The following is a 19,922-nucleotide window of genomic DNA, read 5'->3' on the forward strand; positions in this document are numbered from 1 at the left end:
TTACGCAGTAGATTTGTCTCAGCCTGTTGCCTTGCTTGATTGAAGCTGGCGGCCGATAGCGACTACTTGATAGCGACTACTAATAGCGACTACTTGTAGAAGGCTTCGATGGTGCCTTTGACTGTCATCATTAGCGGTTGGCCGTGACGGTCCAGGGCCTTAGGGCTAGGGATCTTTACCCAGCCTTCACTGATGCAATACTCTTCGACGTTGAAGCGCTCTTTGCCATTTACAAGAATGCCGATGTCGTGCTCGAAGTAGTCGGCCACATGGTGTGGGCTACGTGGATTGACAGATAGGCGATCGGGCAATGCAGGTAGTGATTTAGTGTCAGTCATAGTGGTTATCTTCAATCAAATAAGTTGTGCGCTATTGTAGGCAATACTGGTTATGGGCTCAAGCGAATAACACCCGCCTTGAGTTTTTGGCTTTGGGCTGGAAGAATGGCGCTCATTCCTGCCTTATTTGAGGCGCTCACGATTCATTTTAAGCATTAGCGCTTCATCCCAAGCACTAAGGTTAAGTTGAGGCTTTAGCCCGAGGACATTGCCGCCATGAACGAAGCGATCGTCATCGCCTTACCCTCGCTGATCCATCGAATCGGTCGCGAGAAGGTGACACAGGCGCAGACCTTAGCCGACGATTTTGGCTGCAGCCTGAAGCGGGTGCGACGGTCACGTAACTGGCTGCTGGCGGGCGGGGCGGTTGATGTGCAATCTTTTATCCAGGCACTCAAGCAGTGTCAGCCCGTTATGGCGCCCTATCTGATCACTAAGCTGGAGGCGGGCCTACTGCCGCATGCCGATAAGTTAGAACCCCTGGAGGTGAAGTTGGTGCGAATGATCAGAGAGACCCCAGGTATCACCCTGGGGGAGCTGATGGAGCAGACCCAGTGCACTATCATTGAGGCTCGCCAAGCAAGATTTGAGGCCGACAGTTAAGCTCTGTTTTTTAAACAAAAAGAAGGAGGATTGCCAGGCCGGCCATCCCCCTTCTTGTTAGATGAGCCATTACGCGACTCGATGAGATTAGGCTAGGCGCTCAGCTTGCGCCAGGCCGTGCCCATCAGGGTAAAAATAAAGGTGAACAATTTATAGGTGAGCCAGCAGAAACCGATAAAACCGCCGATCATCAGTACCCAGACGATCACCTCTATGGTGGTCGAAGGTTTCTTCTTGGCCTTGTCCGTTTCGCCATCTTGTTTGGCATCGACAGATTTTGCCGCCTGGTCACCGGCGGTTTGGCTAGGCTTGTGGCTCTGCTCGCCTCTGTCCGCATCTGTATCCGCGCCTGTATCTGCGCCAGTATCTGCTTTAGTTGTGTCGCCTTTTGCTGCTGTGACCGTCTTGCCACTCAGCGGCTGTAGGCTGATCCCAAACTGATTCTGGTTGTGGTCCAGCCTCACCTTAAGCTTGCGGGTTTTATAGCCCTTGTCGCTCACCTCAAGCTGGTAGTCTCCAGGTCTGAGGGGCATGCCAAACTCATATTTAGGCCCTATATTCATCACCCTGACCTTAGCCGAGGTCGGCTGGGTCACTATCTCCAAAGGGAAGGTCTTGCGTCCCTTCTCCCAAAAAGTGAGAGTCACCTGGCTGCGGCGCTTGGCCTGAACATAGACCTTGCGGGAGATGGCCTGCTTCTTCTTATCCTTGGGGCTGGCCTTGAGCCAATAGGTACCGGGGGCCAGGTAGGCTTGGCGGCTGATCTCAAAACCCGCTCCGTTGGCACGGGTAGACAGGGTTGCATTCTCGAGATCGCTGTTGCGGCCCAGAACCAGCAGGCCTGCATTCTTGTTGGTACTTATCAGTTGATACTGGTTACCTTCCACCTGAGCTATCAGGTGTGATAGCCCAGGCAGCTTGGCCAGTTCACCGGCAAAGGCCTCGAAGATGCCATCTTCTATCTTGTCTTTGATCTTCTGTTTCAGATCGGCGTGGGCGACCTCGGGAGCGAGGAGAAGTAGCAGCGCCGCACAGCAAGGTAAAATCCATTTATTCATCTGAACCTCCGATGATCTGCAGCAGGCTAGCGGCCAGTTCCGGGGCGGCTTCACCAAGTAGGTCGATAACCATTAATACGGTATCTGTGTCGCCGTGATTGACGATATAGTCACGAATGACCGCATCGACCATCTCTTTGTTTTGCTTATAGAGTTCTTCGCCGCTGCTCTTGATCAGCTCGTCTAATGCCTCACCCCTGAGGGCATCTTCGAGCTTGTCGGCCAGCTGGTTAGAGGCTTGGGTCTGGCGCTTGGCTTCGAAGGCGGTCTGGTTGCTCAGCTCTATGGTATGTTGGTTAATTTTCTCCTCGCTGATGCCCATCATCTGGGCGAATAGCGAGCTGATGTTGGAAAGCGCGACCACATCGAAGATATGTCTCTCGATTTCCGCTTTCTCCGGCATATTCTGTTTGGTCGGGCGGCTAACGTTACAGATGTTGGAGTCTGGATAGCACTTATATTCTCCTTTGTTGACCTCTACGCCATCGATAATCAGGCGCCACTCAAACACCAAACCAAATACCAGCCAGAGCATGTTGCCGCCAGGATATTGGGTGTCACCCATAGTGATCGTCTTGTGCTTGAGCTCTCCGGTCCAGACACCCGATGCACGATTACCCTGCTGTGCATTGAGGGACTGCATGTAGCTGAATTCGAGCCTCACCTCAGGTTGCTTAAGGCCTAACTCGCTGTGTGGGGTGAACTGTAATAATTCATCGCCAAGAAAGCGTTTCTTGCCTTGGTTGAGCACGCTGGCAAGCTGCTTCTCCAGCAGTCTGCCGGCAACATGAGGCTCAGGATAGGTGAAGCGCAGGTGTTCCGGGGTCTTGAGTAGCTGCGCCTCAAAGGCATCGGGCTCGGCTTTGCGCTCGGCGCGCGCCTTGCGATTTGCGTAGTAGCGTTGCATGAACAGCTGCGGGTCTAGGCCACTCCAACCAGAGACGAGCATGTTAATGTCTTCGATCTCGGCCGCCGTTTTGGTGCAGGGCATATGGGCAGCCTTGATGCTGATCTGTGAATGACCCGCCTTGATCACCTTATGTAGCATGTCGAGAAACTCGGCGTTGAGCCCGCGTTCGGCCCAACCCTTGCGGTACATCTCGAGTTTCAGGCGTCCGCGCTGGTCGATAGACTGCATGGCGATATCTGCCTTCTTGAGCATGCCGGTGCAGTGGGCACGCCTGAGGGGATTGCTGCGCGCCCAGGTTAAGAAGTCGCGGTAGCCGGCCTTGGTGTCGCTAGCGACGGCCTCCTGCCAGCGCTTATCGGTATGGCGATGGCGAGACAGATAGGCGGTGAGCCAGACAAGCAGCAGTAAGGTGCCTAAGAACTTGCTTATTCCCTGAAAGCGCGGCTCGTAGGGATATTGCTTGCTGAGGGATTTCTCGGTGGCCTGACTCATGGGAAAGCTGGTCTGATAGTCCAGCGACAGTAGCACGGGCTTGGCCAATGCCTTAATGGGCAGCAGGCGGTTCTCTTCCCAGGCGAATACGGTTTGCACCTTGCTCTTGTAGGTGTATATCTTGTCTGTGTAGATCTGGTATTTCACCGAGCCAAACGCGATCACCACAAACCAGGCGACGGCGCCAAGCATGAGGTAGCGGGTCAGGCGTCTTAGCTTGAGTCGCCAAATCGAGTCGGGTTTAGACTTGCTGAGCTTGCGAATAAACATCCATGCCACAAAACAGCCAAGAATGATCAGTTTTATCATTGTCGCTTCCGTGTCCGAGCTGAGGTGTCATGGCGCGAGTTGGGCTGAGTGATTGAGTCGGTGCGCCACGAACTGGGGTTACTTTTGTTAAAAACTATACCTATAGCCGAGGGGAAAAGAAACCTAAGTATCCACCTAAGTGTGTGATTAATCACAGAAGATTAACAAGATTGTCTTTGGGCACCCAGCCGAAAGTGGGATTGGACAGCGACAGCCCGATGTTTTAGCTTGGTCCTTGCAAGGTTTACATTTAAGCCATAGATAAATGGGCTCATTGGCTCAATAAACAATAAGCAGCTCGGAAAGAATAGAGCTAAGAAGGAATAGAGCTAATAAGGAGTAGAGCATGTGTGGCCGACTCAATGTGATTAGCGATCCCCTGTGCGACTGGGTGTCGGGTCAGCTGGGGATTAAGTTTCACAGCGAGACCAATAGGGATCTCAGACCCACCCAGCGGGTGGCAACCCTAGCATCCGACGGTATGGCCCTAAACCAGGTCGATGCCAGTTGGGGGATAAAACCCGATTGGGCCAAACGCCTGCTGATCAACGCGCAGGCCGAGACGGTTAGAGAGAAACCTACCTTCGCCCAGGCGTTTGCTCATCACAGGGTAGTGGTGCCCTGTAGCGGCTGGTATGAGTGGCAACAGGCGAATAGTGCTAAGCAGAAGTATCTGTTTCAGAGGCGTGACGGGCAACCGCTCTTGATGGCGGGGCTAGTCTATCCTCAGCTTGATGGTGGTCATGCCCTAGTGACCCTGACCACCAAGCCGATTGCCAGCTGCGCCCCCTACCATCACCGTATGCCGCTGCTTGTCGAGCCGCAGGCGCTGGACTTCTGGTTTGGCGCTGCACCCCATGAGCTGGATGCACTGCTGAGCTCGCCGGATATTCCCTTGTCTATCACCAGCTGTTAGCGGCTGTGAGGCCTATCTCCTGCGCCTGGGGGATTAATGCGCCATCGGGACGCGGGTTTGATTCTGGCTGGGCCGGAGGATTATCTGTGTGCTCCTGGGTGTGTGCCAGCGAGGTTTGTTGCCACTTCATCATCACTTTGGCTAATGCCCCCTGCTGGGAGAGGATGTCGATGGCCTGATTGACGGCGCTGACGAGTGCCAAATGGTTTACCTGCTTACTGAACATGAAGTGGATCTGGTTGCTGTCGACCAAGAGACTGAGTGGCGAGAGCACCACGCCATGGGATTGATTGGCCGTATAAGGCAGGGCCATGGCATCGCCGATCAGGATATCGCCTCTGTCATAGGCCAGCATCTGGATCGATTGGTTAGTGTTTGGGCTCAGTACCAGCAGGCCTTGATGTGACAGGGTATCTTTAGACGCCTGGTAGTCGGGGCCATACCAGCCGTAGAAGGGGGCCAATAGTTTAAGCTGTTGACTAAAGATATCTTGCCACTTTTCGACGTTTATCTGTTCGGCTCTCTCCGCCTTCACGAAGAGTTTGACCTCTTCACTACGATAGCTATTTGAAAAGTAAGCGTAGTTGGCTCTTTCATCGGTATAGCTGGCACCCATTATGATGTCTAGCATGCCGGTTTGTAACATCTGGTGGGCTCGTTTGGCTGGCATCTTGATGAAGTTGAGGCGACAACCCAGCTGCCGGGCGATCAAGGAGAGCATCTCGACATCCAGGCCTAGTACTTCGCCCTGTGGAGCTGTCCAGGAGTAGGGGGCCCAGTCGTTGAAACCGACGTTTAACGGCGTTGGACATAGGGAGGCGTCGGCTTGCGCCCAGGCTTGCCAAGGCGAGGTTAACAGCAATATGAGTAAGAGTATTTTTCTGTTCACGCTAATTTTGTTCGCACTGTTTTTATTCAGACTACTATTGTTCGTACTACTTCTGTTCGTACTACTTTCTGTTCGAACTATGGCCTGCCAGGTTGTCGGACGCTTGGTTAATCACTGTGGTTACTGGTGCTCGTGTGATTCAATGCCATCAATTTAGAACCTGCGCAAAGGGTGAGCCGCCTCTGTAAGCCTAGTCTTTGCATTTAGCTTCTTCCAGCCAGAGCCTTTAGCTGGGGCTCAGAGGCTTTCTTATGATCCTGGTCAATATGGCGCCTATGAGTGCTTAGTATATTAGTTAGGTTTAATGCTTTGCGCTGCAGGTATGGGGATGAGGCCACTATGGGAGAACTGACGGATGCCAAGCTTATTCGCCTGTTAAAGACCTGTATCTTTATCGGGCTTTGCCTGATCGCGCTCGGGATCTATCTGCATAACTTTAGTGACACCATGGAGGCCATGGGGGTGACGGGCATTATCATCAGCGCCGTCTGTGTGGCCTTCGGCATGGTGCTCTCGCTACCCACCAAGATGTATCTCACCTTTATCCTGGTTAAGCGCGAGGCCGACAGGCAGGACGATTGAGTCGGATTAGTATTACCTTGATATCAGCATGAGTGCACTTTGAACCATGGCCAGCTATCGGTCGATTCTTATCTATAGTTACCAAATGTTGAATTAAAACTCAGTTTTTAACACAAGGTTAAGGTTTTGAAAGGCAAGGTAATTTATACTAGGCTCAAATAGGCCTGCCGAGCAGGCCTTCTTGTTTAATCTGGATGAGTATTAACGTATCGCTATTATGTATAGAGACGATCATCAGGAGGCTAACCTGACCTCCGCTAAGTACAAGAAGAGCATGCTCTATTCCTTGTTGCTCCTCTTGTTTCTGTCTGCCGTGTTGGCGATTGTCTACCTGACGTCCAGCAACAATATCGCCAAACAGCGGGAGATGCGCCAATATGCCGAGCTTGGCAACATGCAGGCAAGCCTACTCGCCGAGCTGAATATCGTGGGAACGGACTTGGCCTACTATGCCCATAGTGAGCTGGCTATCTCGACCCTGCAAGATAAAGAGCCTCAGGCCAAGCGTTATCTTACCTCGCTGATGTTCCAGATCGGTAACCTATACAAGCATTACGATCAGATCCGCCTACTCAATGATGAGGGCGATGAGGTGATCCGCATCGATCAACTACGGGACGACAGCCTTTATCTGGTGCCGGACGAGGCGCTGCAGAATAAGGCGGACAGGTATTATTTCCGCGAGCTTGCCGGACTCAGGCCGCAGGAGATCTATGCCTCGCCCTTCGATCTCAATGTCGAGCATGGCGAGGTGGAGCTACCCTTTAAGCCCACCATACGTTTCGCCACGCCTATCTATGGCCCGGCCGGGGATTTTATCGGTGCAGGAGTGATCAACTATCAGGGTAAAGACCTGTTGCAGATCATCGAAGCGCTGAATGTGCATGAACATGACAAGGCCTATCTGCTTAACGGTAAAGGCTTCTACCTTATGGCAGATCAAGCCGATAAGGAGTGGCGCTTCATGTTCCCCGAGCGTGAGCAGCTTAAGTTTGGTGATGACCACCCAGTGGCCTGGCGCAAGATGCAACAGGCGGAGCTTGGCAAGGTGGTGACGGACGATGGCGAGTATTATTTCAGCCGCTTTCAGCTGGCGCCAGATTCACTGTTTACCATAGTGAATAAGGAGAGCGCCTATCTGGTTATGTTTGTGCCCGAGAGTAAGATTCAGGCCACCCAGCAGAATCTCAACAACAGCGCGCTGATCGCCTTCTTGTTGGTGTCACCCATGTTTGTCTTCCTGGCCTATAAGCTGGCCAGCGCTCAGGTCGAGCAGCAGCGTCTGTTTAGCCAGCTGACCTTCGATGCCCGTCACGATGCCCTGACAGGCCTGTATAATCGCAGCGCCATCATAGAGTATCTGGGCAAGAATATCAGCCAAAGCCGACGCCAAAAGTCCGATCTGGCGGTGAGCTTTATCGATGTGAACGATCTGAAGAGGACCAATGATCTGCATGGTCATGAGGCGGGAGACGATCTGCTCAGGGGCGTGGCCGAGGTGATCAACATGTCGATCCGCAATGGTGACTTTGCCGCACGTATCGGCGGAGATGAGTTTCTGATCGTCTTTGTGGACTGTGACGGCAGATGTGCCAACGATATCATGGAGCGAATTCAGGCCGCCTATGGCGTGATGGGGCTTGGCAAGACGGGTAAGGCCTGGAGCCTGAGCTTCGGCTGCACTCAGCTGCTGCACGAGACCGACGATGTGGACAGCATCATAGAGCGTGCCGACAGCCTGATGTATGAACACAAGATGGGACAGAAGAATCAGCAGATGCCCTAGATGGGCCCAAAGGCGGCGCTTAGGCGCCGCCTTTGGCATTAATTCCGGCCATTTGGCCTTTTTCGGTAATTAACCCAAGACTAATGGGGTAAAAACACCGATAATTCCCCTCAATTGTTTCATTCTCAAAAATAGCCTGTTGGGCCTCAGGGCGTTGCAGCGCAGTGGAAAGCACCCCATGGAAATCAAAGTTAATTTTCTCGATAACCTTAGACTCGAAGCCAAGTTCGACGACTTTACCGTTACCGCCGATCAGCCGATCCGTTACAAGGGTGATGGCTCGGCGCCTAGCCCCTTTGATTACTTCCTGGCATCGTCTGCCCTGTGCGCCGCCTATTTCGTTAAGGTCTACTGCAAGGCCCGTGATATTCCCACCGACAACATCCGCCTGTCGCAGAACAATATTGTCGACCCTGAGGATCGCTACAATCAGATCTTCCAGATCCAGGTAGAGCTGCCCGACGACATCTCGGACAAAGATCGCGAAGGGATCCTGCGCTCCATCGACCGTTGTACGGTTAAGAAGGTGGTGCAGACTGGCCCCGAGTTTAAGATTGAGACGGTGGAAAACTTAGACGCCGATGCTAACGCCATGTTGATGGGCCAGCCAGATGGTGACACCAGCACCTATATTTTGGGTAAAGATCTGCCGCTGGAGCAGACCATCGCCAACATGACTGGCCTCTTAGCCGATCTGGGGATGAAGATAGAGATCTCCTCCTGGCGTAACATAGTGCCTAACGTCTGGTCGCTGCATATCCGTGATGCGGCCTCGCCTATGTGCTTCACCAATGGTAAGGGAGCGAGCAAGGAGAGTGCGCTCTGCTCGGCCCTGGGTGAGTTTATCGAGCGTCTGAACTGTAACTTCTTCTACAACGATCAGTTCTTCGGCCTGGATATCGCCAATAGTGATTTTGTTCACTACCCGAACGAGAAGTGGTTTGCCCTGACCGATGACGACTCGCTGCCTGAAGGCATGCTGGACGATTACAGCCTGGCCATCTATAACCCAGATGGCGAGCTGTGCGGCTCACACCTGATCGACACTAACTCGGGCAATATCGAGCGCGGCATCTGCACCATTCCTTACAAGCGTCGCTCGGACGGTGAGACAGTCTATTTCCCCTCGAACCTGATCGAGAATCTGTTTTTAAGCAACGGCATGAGTGCGGGCAACAACCTGCAGGAGGCCGAGGTGCAGTGTCTGTCGGAGATCTTCGAGCGCGCGGTGAAGCGTCAGATCATCGAGCAGGAGATAGTGCTGCCGGATGTGCCCATGTCTGTGCTGGAGAAGTACCCCAGTATATTGGCCGGTATCAAGGGGCTTGAGGAGCAAGGCTTCCCCGTGGTGGTGAGAGATGCCTCCCTTGGTGGTCAGTTCCCCGTGATGTGTGTGACCCTGATGAACCCTAAGACGGGCGGCGTGTTCGCCTCTTTCGGCGCGCACCCAAGCTTCGAGGTGGCATTGGAACGTAGCCTGACCGAGCTTTTGCAGGGCCGCAGCTTCGAGGGGCTCAACGATGTGCCTAAGCCAACCTTCAACAGCATGGCGGTGAGCGAGCCGGAAAACTTCGTCGAGCACTTCATCGACTCGACCGGGGTGATCTCCTGGCGCTTCTTCAGCAATAAGGCGGATTATAAGTTCTGCGAGTGGGACTTCTCCGGCAGCAACGAGGAGGAGGCCAAGGGGCTGTTCGGCATTCTGGAAACCCTGGGTAAGGAGGTCTATATCGCCGAGTTTGAAGAGCTGGGGGCGTCGGCCTGTCGTATCCTGGTGCCAGATTACTCTGAGGTTTATCCGGTGGACGACCTCATCTGGGACAACACCAACAAGGCGCTGGACTATCGTGAAGATATCCTCAACCTGCACAGGCTGAGCGATGATGAGCTTGCCGAACTGGTCAATCGTCTGGAAGAGAGTCAGCTGGATAACTACACGGATATCCGCACTCTAATCGGTATCGTGTTCGACGAAAACACCGTCTGGGGACAGCTGACCATTATCGAGCTGAAGATCCTTATCTATCTGGCGTTGGGCGCACACGAAGAGGCGCTGGAGCTGGTGGAGGACTTCCTGCAGTTCAACGACAACACGGTTCAGCGCGGCCTCTTCTACCAGGCGATGAGCGCGGTACTCGAGGTGACTCTGGATGAAGAGCTTGAGCTTGAAGACTTTATCCTTAACTTTACTCGCATGTTTGGTGAAGAGGTGATGGCTCAGGTGGTAGGTTCGGTAAATGGCGAGGTGCGCTTCTCAGGCCTTACCGAGACCAGCATGGCGCTGGAAGGGATAGAGCCGCACCTGCGTCTCATCGAGAGCTACAAGAAGCTGCATCAGGCCCGCAAAATTAAAGCCGGCCTTTAATCTTTAATACTGTGCGTTACAGATAGTGAGTTACAGATAGCGAGTTAAAAAGCGAGCCTTGGTGCTCGCTTTTTTGTGCTTGCTGTTTGGTCCTCGCTTTTGGGTGTCGGTTAGCCGAGCCTAGCGGTTAGCCGTTAGCCGTTAGCCGTTAGCCGTTAGCCTTGGCGCAGGCGGCTGCCTTTTGTTGTTGCACCTCTGGGCTCTTGTTTTGCATCGCCTTGAGGATCAACTCATTACAACGCTTCTGCGCCCGTTGCTGCTCGCTGCGCAGGCTTGGCTCGCCTATGTGGGCGATCATAGGTTTAAAGCTGAGGGAGGCGTTACAGTACATGGTCGACAGGCGCCTGCCGTGTTGATTGAGATCGTCACGCCCCGAGAGCTGCTGACACAGACTGGTGAACATGTGCTTGGCCTTGCGGGTGCAGTAGGCATATTGGGTGACATCCTGTTTGATGTCGGCGCAGACGCTGTTATCTCGGATTCGCCACAGCTGATGCTGAAAGCCGATGGCCGTGTCTTCATACACCAGGCGCTGGCTGACGACACGGGTATTGGCGGCATCTTCATAGCTGGCGACAATGTTGCTGCTGACCATTTCCAGATAGGCGGCAAATAGCTGGGAGATAGGATCCATGACTCGTCCTTAAGTGGTTAACCTTAGCCATTTCCTTGCTAAGGGCGTTTGTGATCAGATACTTGGCCTATGATTAGGCGGCGATATTTTACGCGATTTATCGATTAGGTGCCAGCGTCGAGAACATTGCAAATGTATCCTTAATAGGTTTTGGCTTACAAACAATGCACTCTAAGGAAATAGTCACCATAGAATAAGCCGCCATTGTCGTTGAGGTATGGGACGGCACGTTGTTTAAAAAAGTAAGTTTCTCCATCGATCAAGAATGCCTTATCTCTACCGACGTTGTAGGGAGTGTTATTCTTATCGCGAATATTGCTGTACCAGGTTCGACTGTTTATGGCATTAAATAGGGCTGATCTATTTATCGGAATGGTACGTTTTATGACTCCCCAATCATCCCTGCCCTCGGGTTGATGATAGGCCTGAGCAATGATCTCTCTATCGCAGCGGTTTTCGATATGGATATAGACTTTCTTCGTGGTTTTGAATGCCACTTGCTCAAACTGAGTGACCTTATCGGGATGCCGAGCGATGATTTGCTCTATGTCTTGAATCACCTCATTTGAAAAGAGTACCGCTTCACTAATATGACCGTTCTCTTTGGCGCTTGATAAGACCCCGATTAATCTATTCCTCCTGGTTTTAGGATCTTTCATCATTATGCCCGCACCACTTGCGCCAGGGGCGACACGGCAATTGGATTGACCTATGAGTGAGCTTGTTTTCTTTAGCTCACAATCTTGATACCAAAGTGTGTGTTCTGCTTTATCCGAGGGGTAGCTCAACAGGCTCACGGGAAGATGATGGGCCTCAGTGGAAATTGCGCTTTCACCTATTGGCTTCACATAGCCAAAGCGCTTACCAAGCCCTTGTCCTGTATTAGGATTAATGACTTTTAAGATAGCGAGATCGCTAGTGTGAGTATTACGATTCAGTGATACCAAGCCATTGGGAAACTGTTGAACCTCCTTGTAGTCCTCCTTGATGTACTGCTTGTGTATCCACCCCTCCTCGATAAATACCCTAGAGCGTTTTTGTTGCCCCTCACCGAGGAATTGAGGAAAAAATTCAACACTCATGGCTGGGGTTGCACCCAAGTGGTCGAATACGCAATGGGCAGAAGTCATTAAGTATTGCTCAGCGATCAGAATAGCCGTGCAGAGGGAGCGGGTGTCTGTGGTCAGTCGGTTTTTGATGACCACCAAATTGCCGACACTTTCGGCTGGCACTATCTGACCGATTTGCGTGACCTGTACGCGCGAGTCTTGGTCAGAAAACTCAAATGCATGACAGTGAGATGTTATCAATACAGCCAGTAAAAGCAGTGTCTTGGGGATAAAGTCCATTTTATGTTGTTCTCTTTAATTAGCACTATCGGGCATGTTTTATCTGCTCAATACAGGTGTCGGCATGCTGGTAATCTATGGTGATTGGCGTGATGCCAGCAGGGCTTTGCACAAACAGGGAGGGGAAGCTATTGCCACCAATGGAGCGTGCAAATTGGATTTCGTCCAATAGGGTTTGCTGGGTCGCTTCATGGCGCAAGTCGGCGTTGAATTTGGCCGCATCCAGCCCCAGGTTTTTGGCTAAGTCGATCAATAACGCATCGTCACTCGGGTTACGCGCCTTAAGATAGTAGGCCTCTTGTATGGCGGTTAGCATCTCGGCTTCGGCTTGTTGAGCGCGGGCGGCCAGTATGGCCCTGCAGGCGGGGTAGGTTGCTCGCCTTGGCGTGTTGAGCGCCCAAAACTCATGATTAAACTCTGTGCCTAGCAGGGCCTCGATTCTGCGCCAATACGCGGCGATCTGCTGCTGCATAGCTATCGGCATAGGTTGGTCGCTATCTGGCGCGAGCCCGCCAAGCAGATAAACTATCTCAATCTCGCCCGATAGCGCCTGCTCGATTTTTGCCCAGGTGGGCTTGAACCCCCAGCACCAGGAGCACATGGGGTCGTAAACATAATACAGCTTATTCATATCGGGCCGATTCTCTGTCGAAATAGTATGCATACTATCATGGTGCATAGGCATTGAATTGATAACAGCTTATTGAGTGCTGTGGTGGCTCTGGTTATGGCGACTCTTGTTACGGCGACTCTTGTTACGGCGACTCTTGTTACGGCGATCGTGCTTGATGAGTTACCACGACCGCCATATTCGCTCGCAATTATGAAAGCAGTTCTTCCACATAGGGACGAACCGCCTCTACGGAGTCCAATTCGTTAGGGATGGCGATGCTGCGATAGCCGTCGCCTAAGAAGGCGCGATCTACCTCAATCAGTACACCTGTCTCCTCGCCGTTGTCGACGAAGCTGACTTCCAGCTCCCTGGCACCGAAGAAGGAGTGTGACTCGGGCTTAAACTCATACTCTTGATAGCAGGGCAGGTGTGAGGCGAACTCGCGAGCATGGATATAGCCCGCCTCGATATCTGTCTTGTAGAGGCGATAGCCCGCCTGCTCGATAAGCTCTAGCACCGCAAGTTGGGTGGGTGAGGGTAAGATGGTCAGTGGGTCTTTATCGCTGCCGTCGATGCCGTTCTTGATATCCAGGCCTGTCTGTAGCCAGACTTTGCCGATGCGCTGGCCAAAGAGGCGGGTGGCCGGCGTCTCTGGATGCAGGTTGAGATTAAACTGGCGCGTAATGGTCTCACCCGGGGCTATGGTCTGCTTCAGCATGGGCTTCCAGCTCTGCAGTACTAGGCTCTTGTTGTATTTTATCTCGTCGTCGCCAACGCTTTTTTCCGCCTTGGCTTCGGCCATGATGGCAAACTCCAGACCGTTGAGTTCCTGTTCCACTTCACCGCCTGTGATCACTACCTCGATGCGAAACGGCTCTCCGGCGCGCAGTTGCTCATCGAGCAAAATGGTATCGACGCTGGCCTTGCCTATGCCGACACTGGCTAAGATTTTCTTTAACATTTTCTTTCCTTGAAGGTTTATCAGTCGCGCAGACCCTAACATTGTCTGTTTTGCGCTGCAACTGACAGTGTGTAACGGCATTTTCAACGCCTCAAGCCTGAGCGCCTGAGCGCCTGAGGGCTATGACGCCAACAAGGTTCACATCTTGACTTACTCAGGGTAGAGTACGCGACATTGATTAAGTCCCGTTTACGGGCATGAAGATGAGAAGCAAAGTCATGAGTGATGATAAGACTGTAATTGATAACCTGGACGATCTTGCCAGCTTCCTGCTGGCGGTGGAAAACGGTGGTCTGGGACTGGAAGGCGTCGAAGGGGTCGGCATGGCAACCAATAACGCCGATGGCCGCCATTTTGTGGCGGTGTTCGACAAGAACCATAAACTCCTGCATGCCCGCTGGATAACGGATGAAGTATTCGAGCAGGGTAAAGAGATGGTGCGTCATGGCGTCTCGCGCCACTAAGCAGTTGATATAAAAAATTAAGCCCGCGGCATGATACCGCGGGCTTAATTATATGGTTCCCTTAACTCTAAATGAGTATTAGGGGATTAAAGTCAAGAGGTGAAACCTAATGCCTTGTTTAGGTATCGATTGAGATACCTAACCAAAATCACAGGCATTTTTATCGGTTTACCAGATCTTCACTCGTTGATCTTCAGGCAGGTACAGGGCATCACCCGGTTGAACATCGAACGCCTTGTACCAGGCATCGTGGTTACGTGGTGCAAGTGCACGGTAACGTCCTGGAGCATGGGTTCCGCCGCGAAGCTGGTTAAGCATGCTCTGCTCGGTACGCTTCTCTTTCCAAACCTGTGCCCAAGCTAAGAAGAAACGTTGATCGCCTGTCAGACCGTCGATAACGGGAGCTTCTTTACCATTAAGACTCAGCTTGTAGGCGTGATAAGCCATCGCCAGACCACCCACATCACCTATGTTTTCCCCTAGGCTGTTACGGCCATTAACGAAGTTGCCTTCGATGGGCTCATACTTGCTGTACTGGGCGGCTAGCTGATCGGCTTTGGTTTCAAATGCAGCGCGATCGGCATCTGTCCACCAGTTACGTTGAATACCGTTAGCGTCAGACTTTGACCCCTGATCATCGAATCCATGTCCCATTTCGTGGCCTATCACGGCGCCGATACCACCATAGTTAACGGCTGGATCGGCATTAGGGTCGAAAAATGGTGGTTGTAGAATGGCCGCCGGGAACACAATTTCGTTAAACGAGCTGTTGTAGTAAGCATTAACGCGCTGTGGTGTCATGCCCCAACGGTTGCGGTCAGTTTTTTGCAGCTCTTTGGCGATGCTATCTTCGCGGAAGAAGGTTCTTAGATTCTTAATGTTACCCACTAAGTCATTGTTGCTGATGGTCAGGCCATCAAACTCCTGCCAAACATCGGGGTAACCAATTTTAGGGTTGAAAGAGGCTAGTTTTGCATGAGCATTGACTTTGGTTTCTTCACCCATCCAATCTAAGCCGTCGATACGCTGTCCCAAGGCGGTGCGCAGGTTTTTCACCAACTCAGCCATCTGCTGCTTGGATGATTCAGGGAAGTAACGTTTGACGTATACCTTACCTATGGCAAAGCCTAATGACTGGGTACCAGACATCTGCTCAACAGCGCGTTTCCATCGTGGGCGCGGCTCTTGCTGTCCGCTTAATGTCTTGCCGTAGAAGTCGAAATAAGTGGTGTAGATCTCATCTGATAAGAGTTCGGCATTATCACTGACGGCGTGGAAAGTCAGGTAATCCTGCCAAACCGTTAATGCTTCCTTGTTGATCAGCTCGATCATCGCCTTAATAGGTTCAGGTTGAGAGATGTTGAGCTGAGGAACTTTATAACCTGTCTCGGCGAAATAGATGTCCCAGTTAAAACCTGGGTACTCAGTGCTGAGTTGATCGCGCTTAATCTGATTTAAGGTGAGGTCGCGGTTACGACGCTTTTCTCGTGGCCAATGGCCTTCAGCGATTTTGGTTTCTAATGCTAAGATGGCCTCAGCCCGAGGGGCTGCATCTTTAATACCAGCAAATTCAAGCATTTTGGTGATGTGGGCTAAGTAAGCATCACGAATCTTGACGAAACGTTCACTGTCTTCCAAATAGTAAGAGCGATCCGGAAGACCCAGGCCACCGGCACCGATAGACATCTCATACTGATCAGGATTGAGGCGGTTAAACCACATGCCACCACCAATAGGCGCGCTAATGCCCTCTAACCAAGCATTACCAAAGACTTTAGTGAGATCATCGGTAGACTTAATAGCGGAAATTTGATCTAAGGTTGGCTGAACCGGAGTGATCCCCAGTTTGTTGATGGTATCGATATCCATGTAAGCCTTGTAGAAGTTAGCAATAAGCTGCTCTTCTGCATTGAGGTCTTTACGACTGGCGATATCATCGATGATCTCTTTTACCTGAGTTTCACTGCGCTCTGCCAAGGCATTAAAGGCGCCAAAGCGGGTTTTATCTGCTGGCATAATGAAGTTGTCATACCAAGTTCCACTGGCATACATGAAGAAATCATCGCCCGGTTTAACATTTAGGTTACGGGCCGTGAGATCGACACCAAAGCTGCCTAATTCGGCTTTTGTCTGAGATGGAATGCTCACTTCTGATGAAGCTGCATTGTTAGAACGGCTATCTTGGTTGCTGCAGCCACCTAGAACTGCTGTGGTTAAGGCAATAGCGATTAGGGACTTTTTCATTGGTGCTCTCTTCCTCACTGAGTTATTTTTTTGATTTTAAAGCTATGGCCATAGAGCTTACCAAGCTGAACAACAAAGTTAAAACGCTTATCAGCGAGACAATTGTAATAAAAAAATACATAGCTTAATGGCTGGTTGGGCGACATAGGGTGTCATTGCCCTGTTAGGTCTGAGTGTCTACGAGAGTGTGCCTTGGCGTGGGTCACAGCCTTAGATGGCAAGATAGGTTAGTGTAAAGAGACGCCCGCAGCGATAGCGTGGCGTTAGGTTTGGATAGTTAGGGTATTGAGAGTAACGAGAGTAAGGAGTTGTTATGCAGGGCGCGGATTATTTCATTAAGGAGCTTGAGTTAGAACAGCATGTCGAAGGGGGCTATTACTGTTCCTCCTACCGGGCACAGGAGGCCTTCGATGACAAGCGCCAGCTATGGACCAGTATTTACTTCCTGCTGCGTACCGGTGAGGTGTCTCACTTTCATCGATTGACCGCCGACGAGATGTGGTATTTCCATGGCGGTGAGCCGTTGACGATCTATATGATCGACGAGGCGGGCGAGTTGACCACGGCTCAGCTGGGGCTAGATATTGCCGCCGGTCAACGACCACAATTTCTGGTGCCTAAGGGCTGTATCTTCGGCTCTGCGATGAACAATCCGGGGTTCTCACTGGTGGGCTGCATGGTATCGCCAGGATTTACCTTCGAGGATTTCGAGCTGTTCGACCGCCAGACCCTGCTGAATGCCTATCCCCAGCATAGGGCGATCATCGAGCGTCTGACCCGCTAATCCTGTGGGCTGTTTTGTGATTGAATAAAAAAGGCGCGACCCAAGCGGGCCGCGCCTTATCTCACCTAGCGAGTGACTACTTGCTCAGCCACTGGGCAATATAGTCCTTCAGATCCACCATGGCGGCGTTACCCACGTAAGGCACGGCAGCCAGGGTGTCCATGTCGGCGATCGGTCTTGCCGCGATGATATTGTTGGCGGCGGTCTTGTTCATGGCCGCGTCAATATCCAGCTCGGTCAGAGTCGCGTTGTTGACGATATCCAGCACTGTACCGACTTCGCTTGCGCTGAAGAAGACCCCTTCCCAGGTGCCTTCCTGATAGGCGGGCTTAGCGCAGTCTGCGCCGTTGCCAGCCACGCAATAGGTGTAGCTGAAGTGTCCCTCAAACTCGGCGGCGGTTTCACTGTCGTGGATCACCACGATGTTTTCGTCGTTACCAAAGGCCGCGGCGCCACTGATGTTGTGGGAGCCGGTTAGTACTAGATCGTCGATAATCATGTACTTATGATGGAACTTGTCGCCACCGTTTAGCTTGGCTACGCGTACGTCGGCGGGATTTTCCCAGATGTTGTTGGCGGCGCCAGTGTAGCTGTCTACCTCGATCTCGCCCGAGGTATTAGGCTTTTCAATGCCTAACATATCCTGGAACTCAGAGTAGTAGCGCGAGAAGAAGGAGGCGTCGCCCAAACCTTGCACCTCGACGCCCGCATCGTGTCTTAGCTCCATCTCATCGGCGACATCCTGGGCGCTGATAACAAATTGCGCCAGATGAATGCGATACTGAGCGTTGCGAATGTATTGCTGCATGTTGTACAGGGTCGAACCCACATAGACGCTTGGCGATTGGGGCGTGAATTGTACATCGATGCGGATATTGTCGTTGTTGGTGTAGACAGTTTCGAGCTGGTGGTCGGGCTTGCCCAGGCCAAAGAGAGAGTCTTTAGCACCGCCCTGACCGTCGCCCCACATCAGGTTGAACTGGTGGGTGTAGACGCTGGCCAGCTGGTTGGAGTCGATGATAACGATATGGTTATCATTGCCTTCGCTGATCAGGTTACCCTGGGCATCCAGATCGCCGTGGACGCCAGACTGGCTAAAGTTGGTGCTACCTGTGAGTACCTTCTTGCCATCGACCACGATGAACTTGTTGTGTTGGATCTTGGAGCCTGCGCTACCGTTCTCGGTATCGTCGATCCAGGGCACGCCGCCTTGGTTTAAGATGGCGATGGCCTGGTCATTTTCACCGGCGATATTGTCTTCGTCGGTGACAAACTTTACATCGACGCCGCGTTGCTTGGCGGCCACCATGGCATTGGCGATGCCGGGCAGGTCGAGATCATAGATTGCCATATACAAGGTGCTATTGGCGGAATCGATAAGCTCGATAATTTTCTGTTCAAGGTTGGCTTGAACGGCGGGTGGATTGACCACGTGATTAAAGTAAACTTCAACATCATCGGCATAGCTCATTGCTGAAACTAGCGATAACAACAACCCCATATTCAGTTTATTAATTTTCATGTTTTACCTTATTTTTATAATAAAAGTGTAAATCGAAAATGAGTAATCTGAATCCAAATTTCATTGTAGGTTTTAGCTACATTTAACCATCCTTAGTTTAAAAACTCGACAGCATACTAACAGTCTATTGTGACATTTAGTAGATGTTATTTAACAAAAGTTATACAAATGTCTCAAAATTTGTACCTTTTAAAATGTTCATATTTTCTGTTAGTTATGCGGCGCTTTGAATAAGAGTTGCGCAATTAGTCAGCGAAAGTGACTAATCATTCCGTTGCGATTGTTTTGCTTTGAAAACAGTAGGCTGGGCTTGTTATTGCTCTTGGGGGATTCTGAGTTTTTAGCGATTAGAGCAAGTGAGTTATAACTGGTTAATATTATTTGCTTATGTTTTTAATGCTTCAGTTTTATTTGCGTAACGCCTGGTTGTTAATTAACTGTTAATTGGCTTGTATTAAAAACAGGCGGGTTGGTATGGGGTATTTTTTTTTGGGTGTTTCTGAATATAAATAAGTCATAATATTAAGGTGGAAGAGGAAAGCTTTTGAATATGGTAGAAAGTATAAAATGGGCCGATTAAGTGATATTAATAGACCCATTTAAGCGCTGTTTTTCTTATTCCCACATTACGTTGTCATTGTTTTTAACTGCCGACTCGAATAGCTCGATAAGGGGAAGCGCCCTCTGTCTCAGGCTCACGAAGGGACCCTTTTCATCCTCATCTTCTGCCGTCTGAGGCGCCTCGGTTGGAGCGTTCGCCACCGCCTGTTGCAGACGGGTGAGGGCGGCGGGCACATCTTCGGCGCGTATTGCACCGGGCACCGAAGTGCTGTGGCCGAGTATCTTTAGGAAGGTCTGTGCCACATCGCCAAACAGGGTGATATTGGCATAGTGCTTGGTTTTAAAGGTGACTAACATTGCGCGACTCCTTGATGAATGCCCTGCAAGGTGGGCGTCTCCCCTCTGTTGCTGTGCCGTTTACGCCGCTAACGGCGGCGGAATATTGCTTCGCCAGCGGGCAACAATTCACACTTGTATATCCCGTAGATCAAATTATAACCTATTGTCTATTAAACGTTTTGTTAAATTTCATTCGATGAGAT

At 51.4% G+C, this 19,922-nt stretch carries 18 protein-coding genes; 7 read left to right on the plus strand and 11 right to left on the minus strand.

What is annotated here, in order from left to right:
* Window positions 1–89: 89 nt before the first annotated feature.
* Window positions 90–338 (minus strand): DUF3297 family protein, encoded by a 249-nt coding sequence (locus L2731_RS03740; RefSeq protein WP_011866839.1) that lies wholly within the window; start codon window positions 336–338, stop codon window positions 90–92.
* A gap of 216 nt (window positions 339–554) precedes the next feature.
* Between L2731_RS03740 and L2731_RS03745 the strand changes: the two genes are divergently transcribed.
* Window positions 555–941: a ribosome recycling factor family protein gene (locus tag L2731_RS03745; protein ID WP_249251894.1), complete on the plus strand. Its 387-nt coding sequence runs from the start codon at window positions 555–557 to the stop codon at window positions 939–941.
* 92 nt (window positions 942–1,033) lie between these two features.
* On the opposite strand, the gene L2731_RS03750 is transcribed toward L2731_RS03745, so the two are convergent.
* Both L2731_RS03750 and L2731_RS03755 read right to left on the minus strand, forming a co-directional pair.
* A complete protein-coding gene (locus L2731_RS03750) occupies window positions 1,034–1,999 on the minus strand; it encodes a hypothetical protein (protein WP_249251896.1) in 966 nt (321 codons plus the stop codon).
* Complete coding sequence (locus L2731_RS03755; protein WP_249251897.1) at window positions 1,992–3,710, minus strand: hypothetical protein; 1,719 nt, start codon at window positions 3,708–3,710, stop codon at window positions 1,992–1,994. The genes L2731_RS03750 and L2731_RS03755 overlap by 8 nt, the downstream gene beginning before the upstream one ends.
* Window positions 3,711–4,056: 346 nt before the next feature.
* Between L2731_RS03755 and L2731_RS03760 the strand changes: the two genes are divergently transcribed.
* Entirely contained in the window at window positions 4,057–4,626 is a 570-nt protein-coding gene (locus tag L2731_RS03760; protein WP_249251898.1) for an SOS response-associated peptidase, read from the plus strand.
* On the opposite strand, the gene L2731_RS03765 is transcribed toward L2731_RS03760, so the two are convergent.
* Window positions 4,613–5,515, minus strand: coding sequence for a substrate-binding periplasmic protein (locus L2731_RS03765; RefSeq protein ID WP_239852173.1), 903 nt, complete (start codon window positions 5,513–5,515; stop codon window positions 4,613–4,615). The two genes, L2731_RS03760 and L2731_RS03765, sit on opposite strands and share 14 nt — an antisense overlap.
* Before the next feature lie 348 nt (window positions 5,516–5,863).
* On the opposite strand from L2731_RS03765, the gene L2731_RS03770 reads away from it, so the two are divergent.
* The 3 genes from L2731_RS03770 to L2731_RS03780 all read left to right on the plus strand — a co-directional run bounded on the left by L2731_RS03770 (window position 5,864) and on the right by L2731_RS03780 (window position 10,248).
* Entirely contained in the window at window positions 5,864–6,097 is a 234-nt protein-coding gene (locus L2731_RS03770; RefSeq protein ID WP_239853211.1) for a hypothetical protein, read from the plus strand.
* A 217-nt stretch (window positions 6,098–6,314) separates the two neighbouring features.
* On the plus strand, window positions 6,315–7,883 hold the full coding sequence (locus L2731_RS03775; RefSeq protein WP_249251899.1) for a sensor domain-containing diguanylate cyclase: 1,569 nt from the start codon (window positions 6,315–6,317) through the stop codon (window positions 7,881–7,883).
* 178 nt (window positions 7,884–8,061) lie between these two features.
* On the plus strand, window positions 8,062–10,248 hold the full coding sequence (locus L2731_RS03780) for an OsmC domain/YcaO domain-containing protein (protein WP_239852171.1): 2,187 nt from the start codon (window positions 8,062–8,064) through the stop codon (window positions 10,246–10,248).
* 148 nt (window positions 10,249–10,396) lie between these two features.
* On the opposite strand, the gene L2731_RS03785 is transcribed toward L2731_RS03780, so the two are convergent.
* The 4 genes from L2731_RS03785 to L2731_RS03800 form a co-directional block, all read right to left on the minus strand.
* The gene (locus L2731_RS03785; RefSeq protein WP_249251900.1) at window positions 10,397–10,882 is read right to left on the minus strand and encodes a hypothetical protein; all 486 of its coding nucleotides are present in this window, start codon (window positions 10,880–10,882) and stop codon (window positions 10,397–10,399) included.
* A gap of 155 nt (window positions 10,883–11,037) precedes the next feature.
* The gene (locus L2731_RS03790; protein WP_249251901.1) at window positions 11,038–12,231 is read right to left on the minus strand and encodes a trypsin-like serine peptidase; all 1,194 of its coding nucleotides are present in this window, start codon (window positions 12,229–12,231) and stop codon (window positions 11,038–11,040) included.
* 25 nt (window positions 12,232–12,256) lie between these two features.
* The gene (locus tag L2731_RS03795; protein WP_249251902.1) at window positions 12,257–12,862 is read right to left on the minus strand and encodes a DsbA family protein; all 606 of its coding nucleotides are present in this window, start codon (window positions 12,860–12,862) and stop codon (window positions 12,257–12,259) included.
* 190 nt (window positions 12,863–13,052) lie between these two features.
* A complete protein-coding gene (locus tag L2731_RS03800) occupies window positions 13,053–13,805 on the minus strand; it encodes a sporulation protein (RefSeq protein WP_249251903.1) in 753 nt (250 codons plus the stop codon).
* 218 nt (window positions 13,806–14,023) lie between these two features.
* Between L2731_RS03800 and L2731_RS03805 the strand changes: the two genes are divergently transcribed.
* Window positions 14,024–14,269 carry a hypothetical protein gene (locus tag L2731_RS03805; RefSeq protein ID WP_239853209.1) on the plus strand — a complete coding sequence of 82 codons (246 nt, stop codon included), beginning with the start codon at window positions 14,024–14,026 and terminating at the stop codon, window positions 14,267–14,269.
* 168 nt (window positions 14,270–14,437) lie between these two features.
* On the opposite strand, the gene L2731_RS03810 is transcribed toward L2731_RS03805, so the two are convergent.
* Window positions 14,438–16,513: a M13 family metallopeptidase gene (locus L2731_RS03810; RefSeq protein WP_249251904.1), complete on the minus strand. Its 2,076-nt coding sequence runs from the start codon at window positions 16,511–16,513 to the stop codon at window positions 14,438–14,440.
* Window positions 16,514–16,826: 313 nt separating this feature from the next.
* Between L2731_RS03810 and L2731_RS03815 the strand changes: the two genes are divergently transcribed.
* Complete coding sequence (locus L2731_RS03815; RefSeq protein WP_239852160.1) at window positions 16,827–17,297, plus strand: cupin domain-containing protein; 471 nt, start codon at window positions 16,827–16,829, stop codon at window positions 17,295–17,297.
* A gap of 76 nt (window positions 17,298–17,373) precedes the next feature.
* On the opposite strand, the gene L2731_RS03820 is transcribed toward L2731_RS03815, so the two are convergent.
* The gene (locus L2731_RS03820) at window positions 17,374–18,819 is read right to left on the minus strand and encodes a phospholipase D-like domain-containing protein (protein ID WP_041508624.1); all 1,446 of its coding nucleotides are present in this window, start codon (window positions 18,817–18,819) and stop codon (window positions 17,374–17,376) included.
* 615 nt (window positions 18,820–19,434) lie between these two features.
* Window positions 19,435–19,737 (minus strand): DUF1840 domain-containing protein, encoded by a 303-nt coding sequence (locus tag L2731_RS03825; protein ID WP_249251906.1) that lies wholly within the window; start codon window positions 19,735–19,737, stop codon window positions 19,435–19,437.
* Between the last annotated feature and the right edge of the window lie 185 nt (window positions 19,738–19,922).

The organism is Shewanella aquimarina, from assembly GCF_023349185.1.
GTDB classification, from domain to species: domain Bacteria; phylum Pseudomonadota; class Gammaproteobacteria; order Enterobacterales; family Shewanellaceae; genus Shewanella; species Shewanella aquimarina.

Coding starts and splice junctions, on each gene's coding strand:
- L2731_RS03790 (WP_249251901.1), bottom strand. CDS start 12,231: ATGGACTTTATCCCCAAGACACTGCTTTTACTGGCTGTATTGATAACA.
- L2731_RS03740 (WP_011866839.1), bottom strand. CDS start 338: ATGACTGACACTAAATCACTACCTGCATTGCCCGATCGCCTATCTGTC.
- L2731_RS03820 (WP_041508624.1), bottom strand. CDS start 18,819: ATGAAAATTAATAAACTGAATATGGGGTTGTTGTTATCGCTAGTTTCA.
- L2731_RS03750 (WP_249251896.1), bottom strand. CDS start 1,999: ATGAATAAATGGATTTTACCTTGCTGTGCGGCGCTGCTACTTCTCCTC.
- L2731_RS03785 (WP_249251900.1), bottom strand. CDS start 10,882: ATGGATCCTATCTCCCAGCTATTTGCCGCCTATCTGGAAATGGTCAGC.
- L2731_RS03815 (WP_239852160.1), top strand. CDS start 16,827: ATGCAGGGCGCGGATTATTTCATTAAGGAGCTTGAGTTAGAACAGCAT.
- L2731_RS03760 (WP_249251898.1), top strand. CDS start 4,057: ATGTGTGGCCGACTCAATGTGATTAGCGATCCCCTGTGCGACTGGGTG.
- L2731_RS03780 (WP_239852171.1), top strand. CDS start 8,062: ATGGAAATCAAAGTTAATTTTCTCGATAACCTTAGACTCGAAGCCAAG.
- L2731_RS03755 (WP_249251897.1), bottom strand. CDS start 3,710: ATGATAAAACTGATCATTCTTGGCTGTTTTGTGGCATGGATGTTTATT.
- L2731_RS03805 (WP_239853209.1), top strand. CDS start 14,024: ATGAGTGATGATAAGACTGTAATTGATAACCTGGACGATCTTGCCAGC.
- L2731_RS03745 (WP_249251894.1), top strand. CDS start 555: ATGAACGAAGCGATCGTCATCGCCTTACCCTCGCTGATCCATCGAATC.
- L2731_RS03825 (WP_249251906.1), bottom strand. CDS start 19,737: ATGTTAGTCACCTTTAAAACCAAGCACTATGCCAATATCACCCTGTTT.
- L2731_RS03775 (WP_249251899.1), top strand. CDS start 6,315: ATGTATAGAGACGATCATCAGGAGGCTAACCTGACCTCCGCTAAGTAC.
- L2731_RS03810 (WP_249251904.1), bottom strand. CDS start 16,513: ATGAAAAAGTCCCTAATCGCTATTGCCTTAACCACAGCAGTTCTAGGT.
- L2731_RS03800 (WP_249251903.1), bottom strand. CDS start 13,805: ATGTTAAAGAAAATCTTAGCCAGTGTCGGCATAGGCAAGGCCAGCGTC.
- L2731_RS03795 (WP_249251902.1), bottom strand. CDS start 12,862: ATGAATAAGCTGTATTATGTTTACGACCCCATGTGCTCCTGGTGCTGG.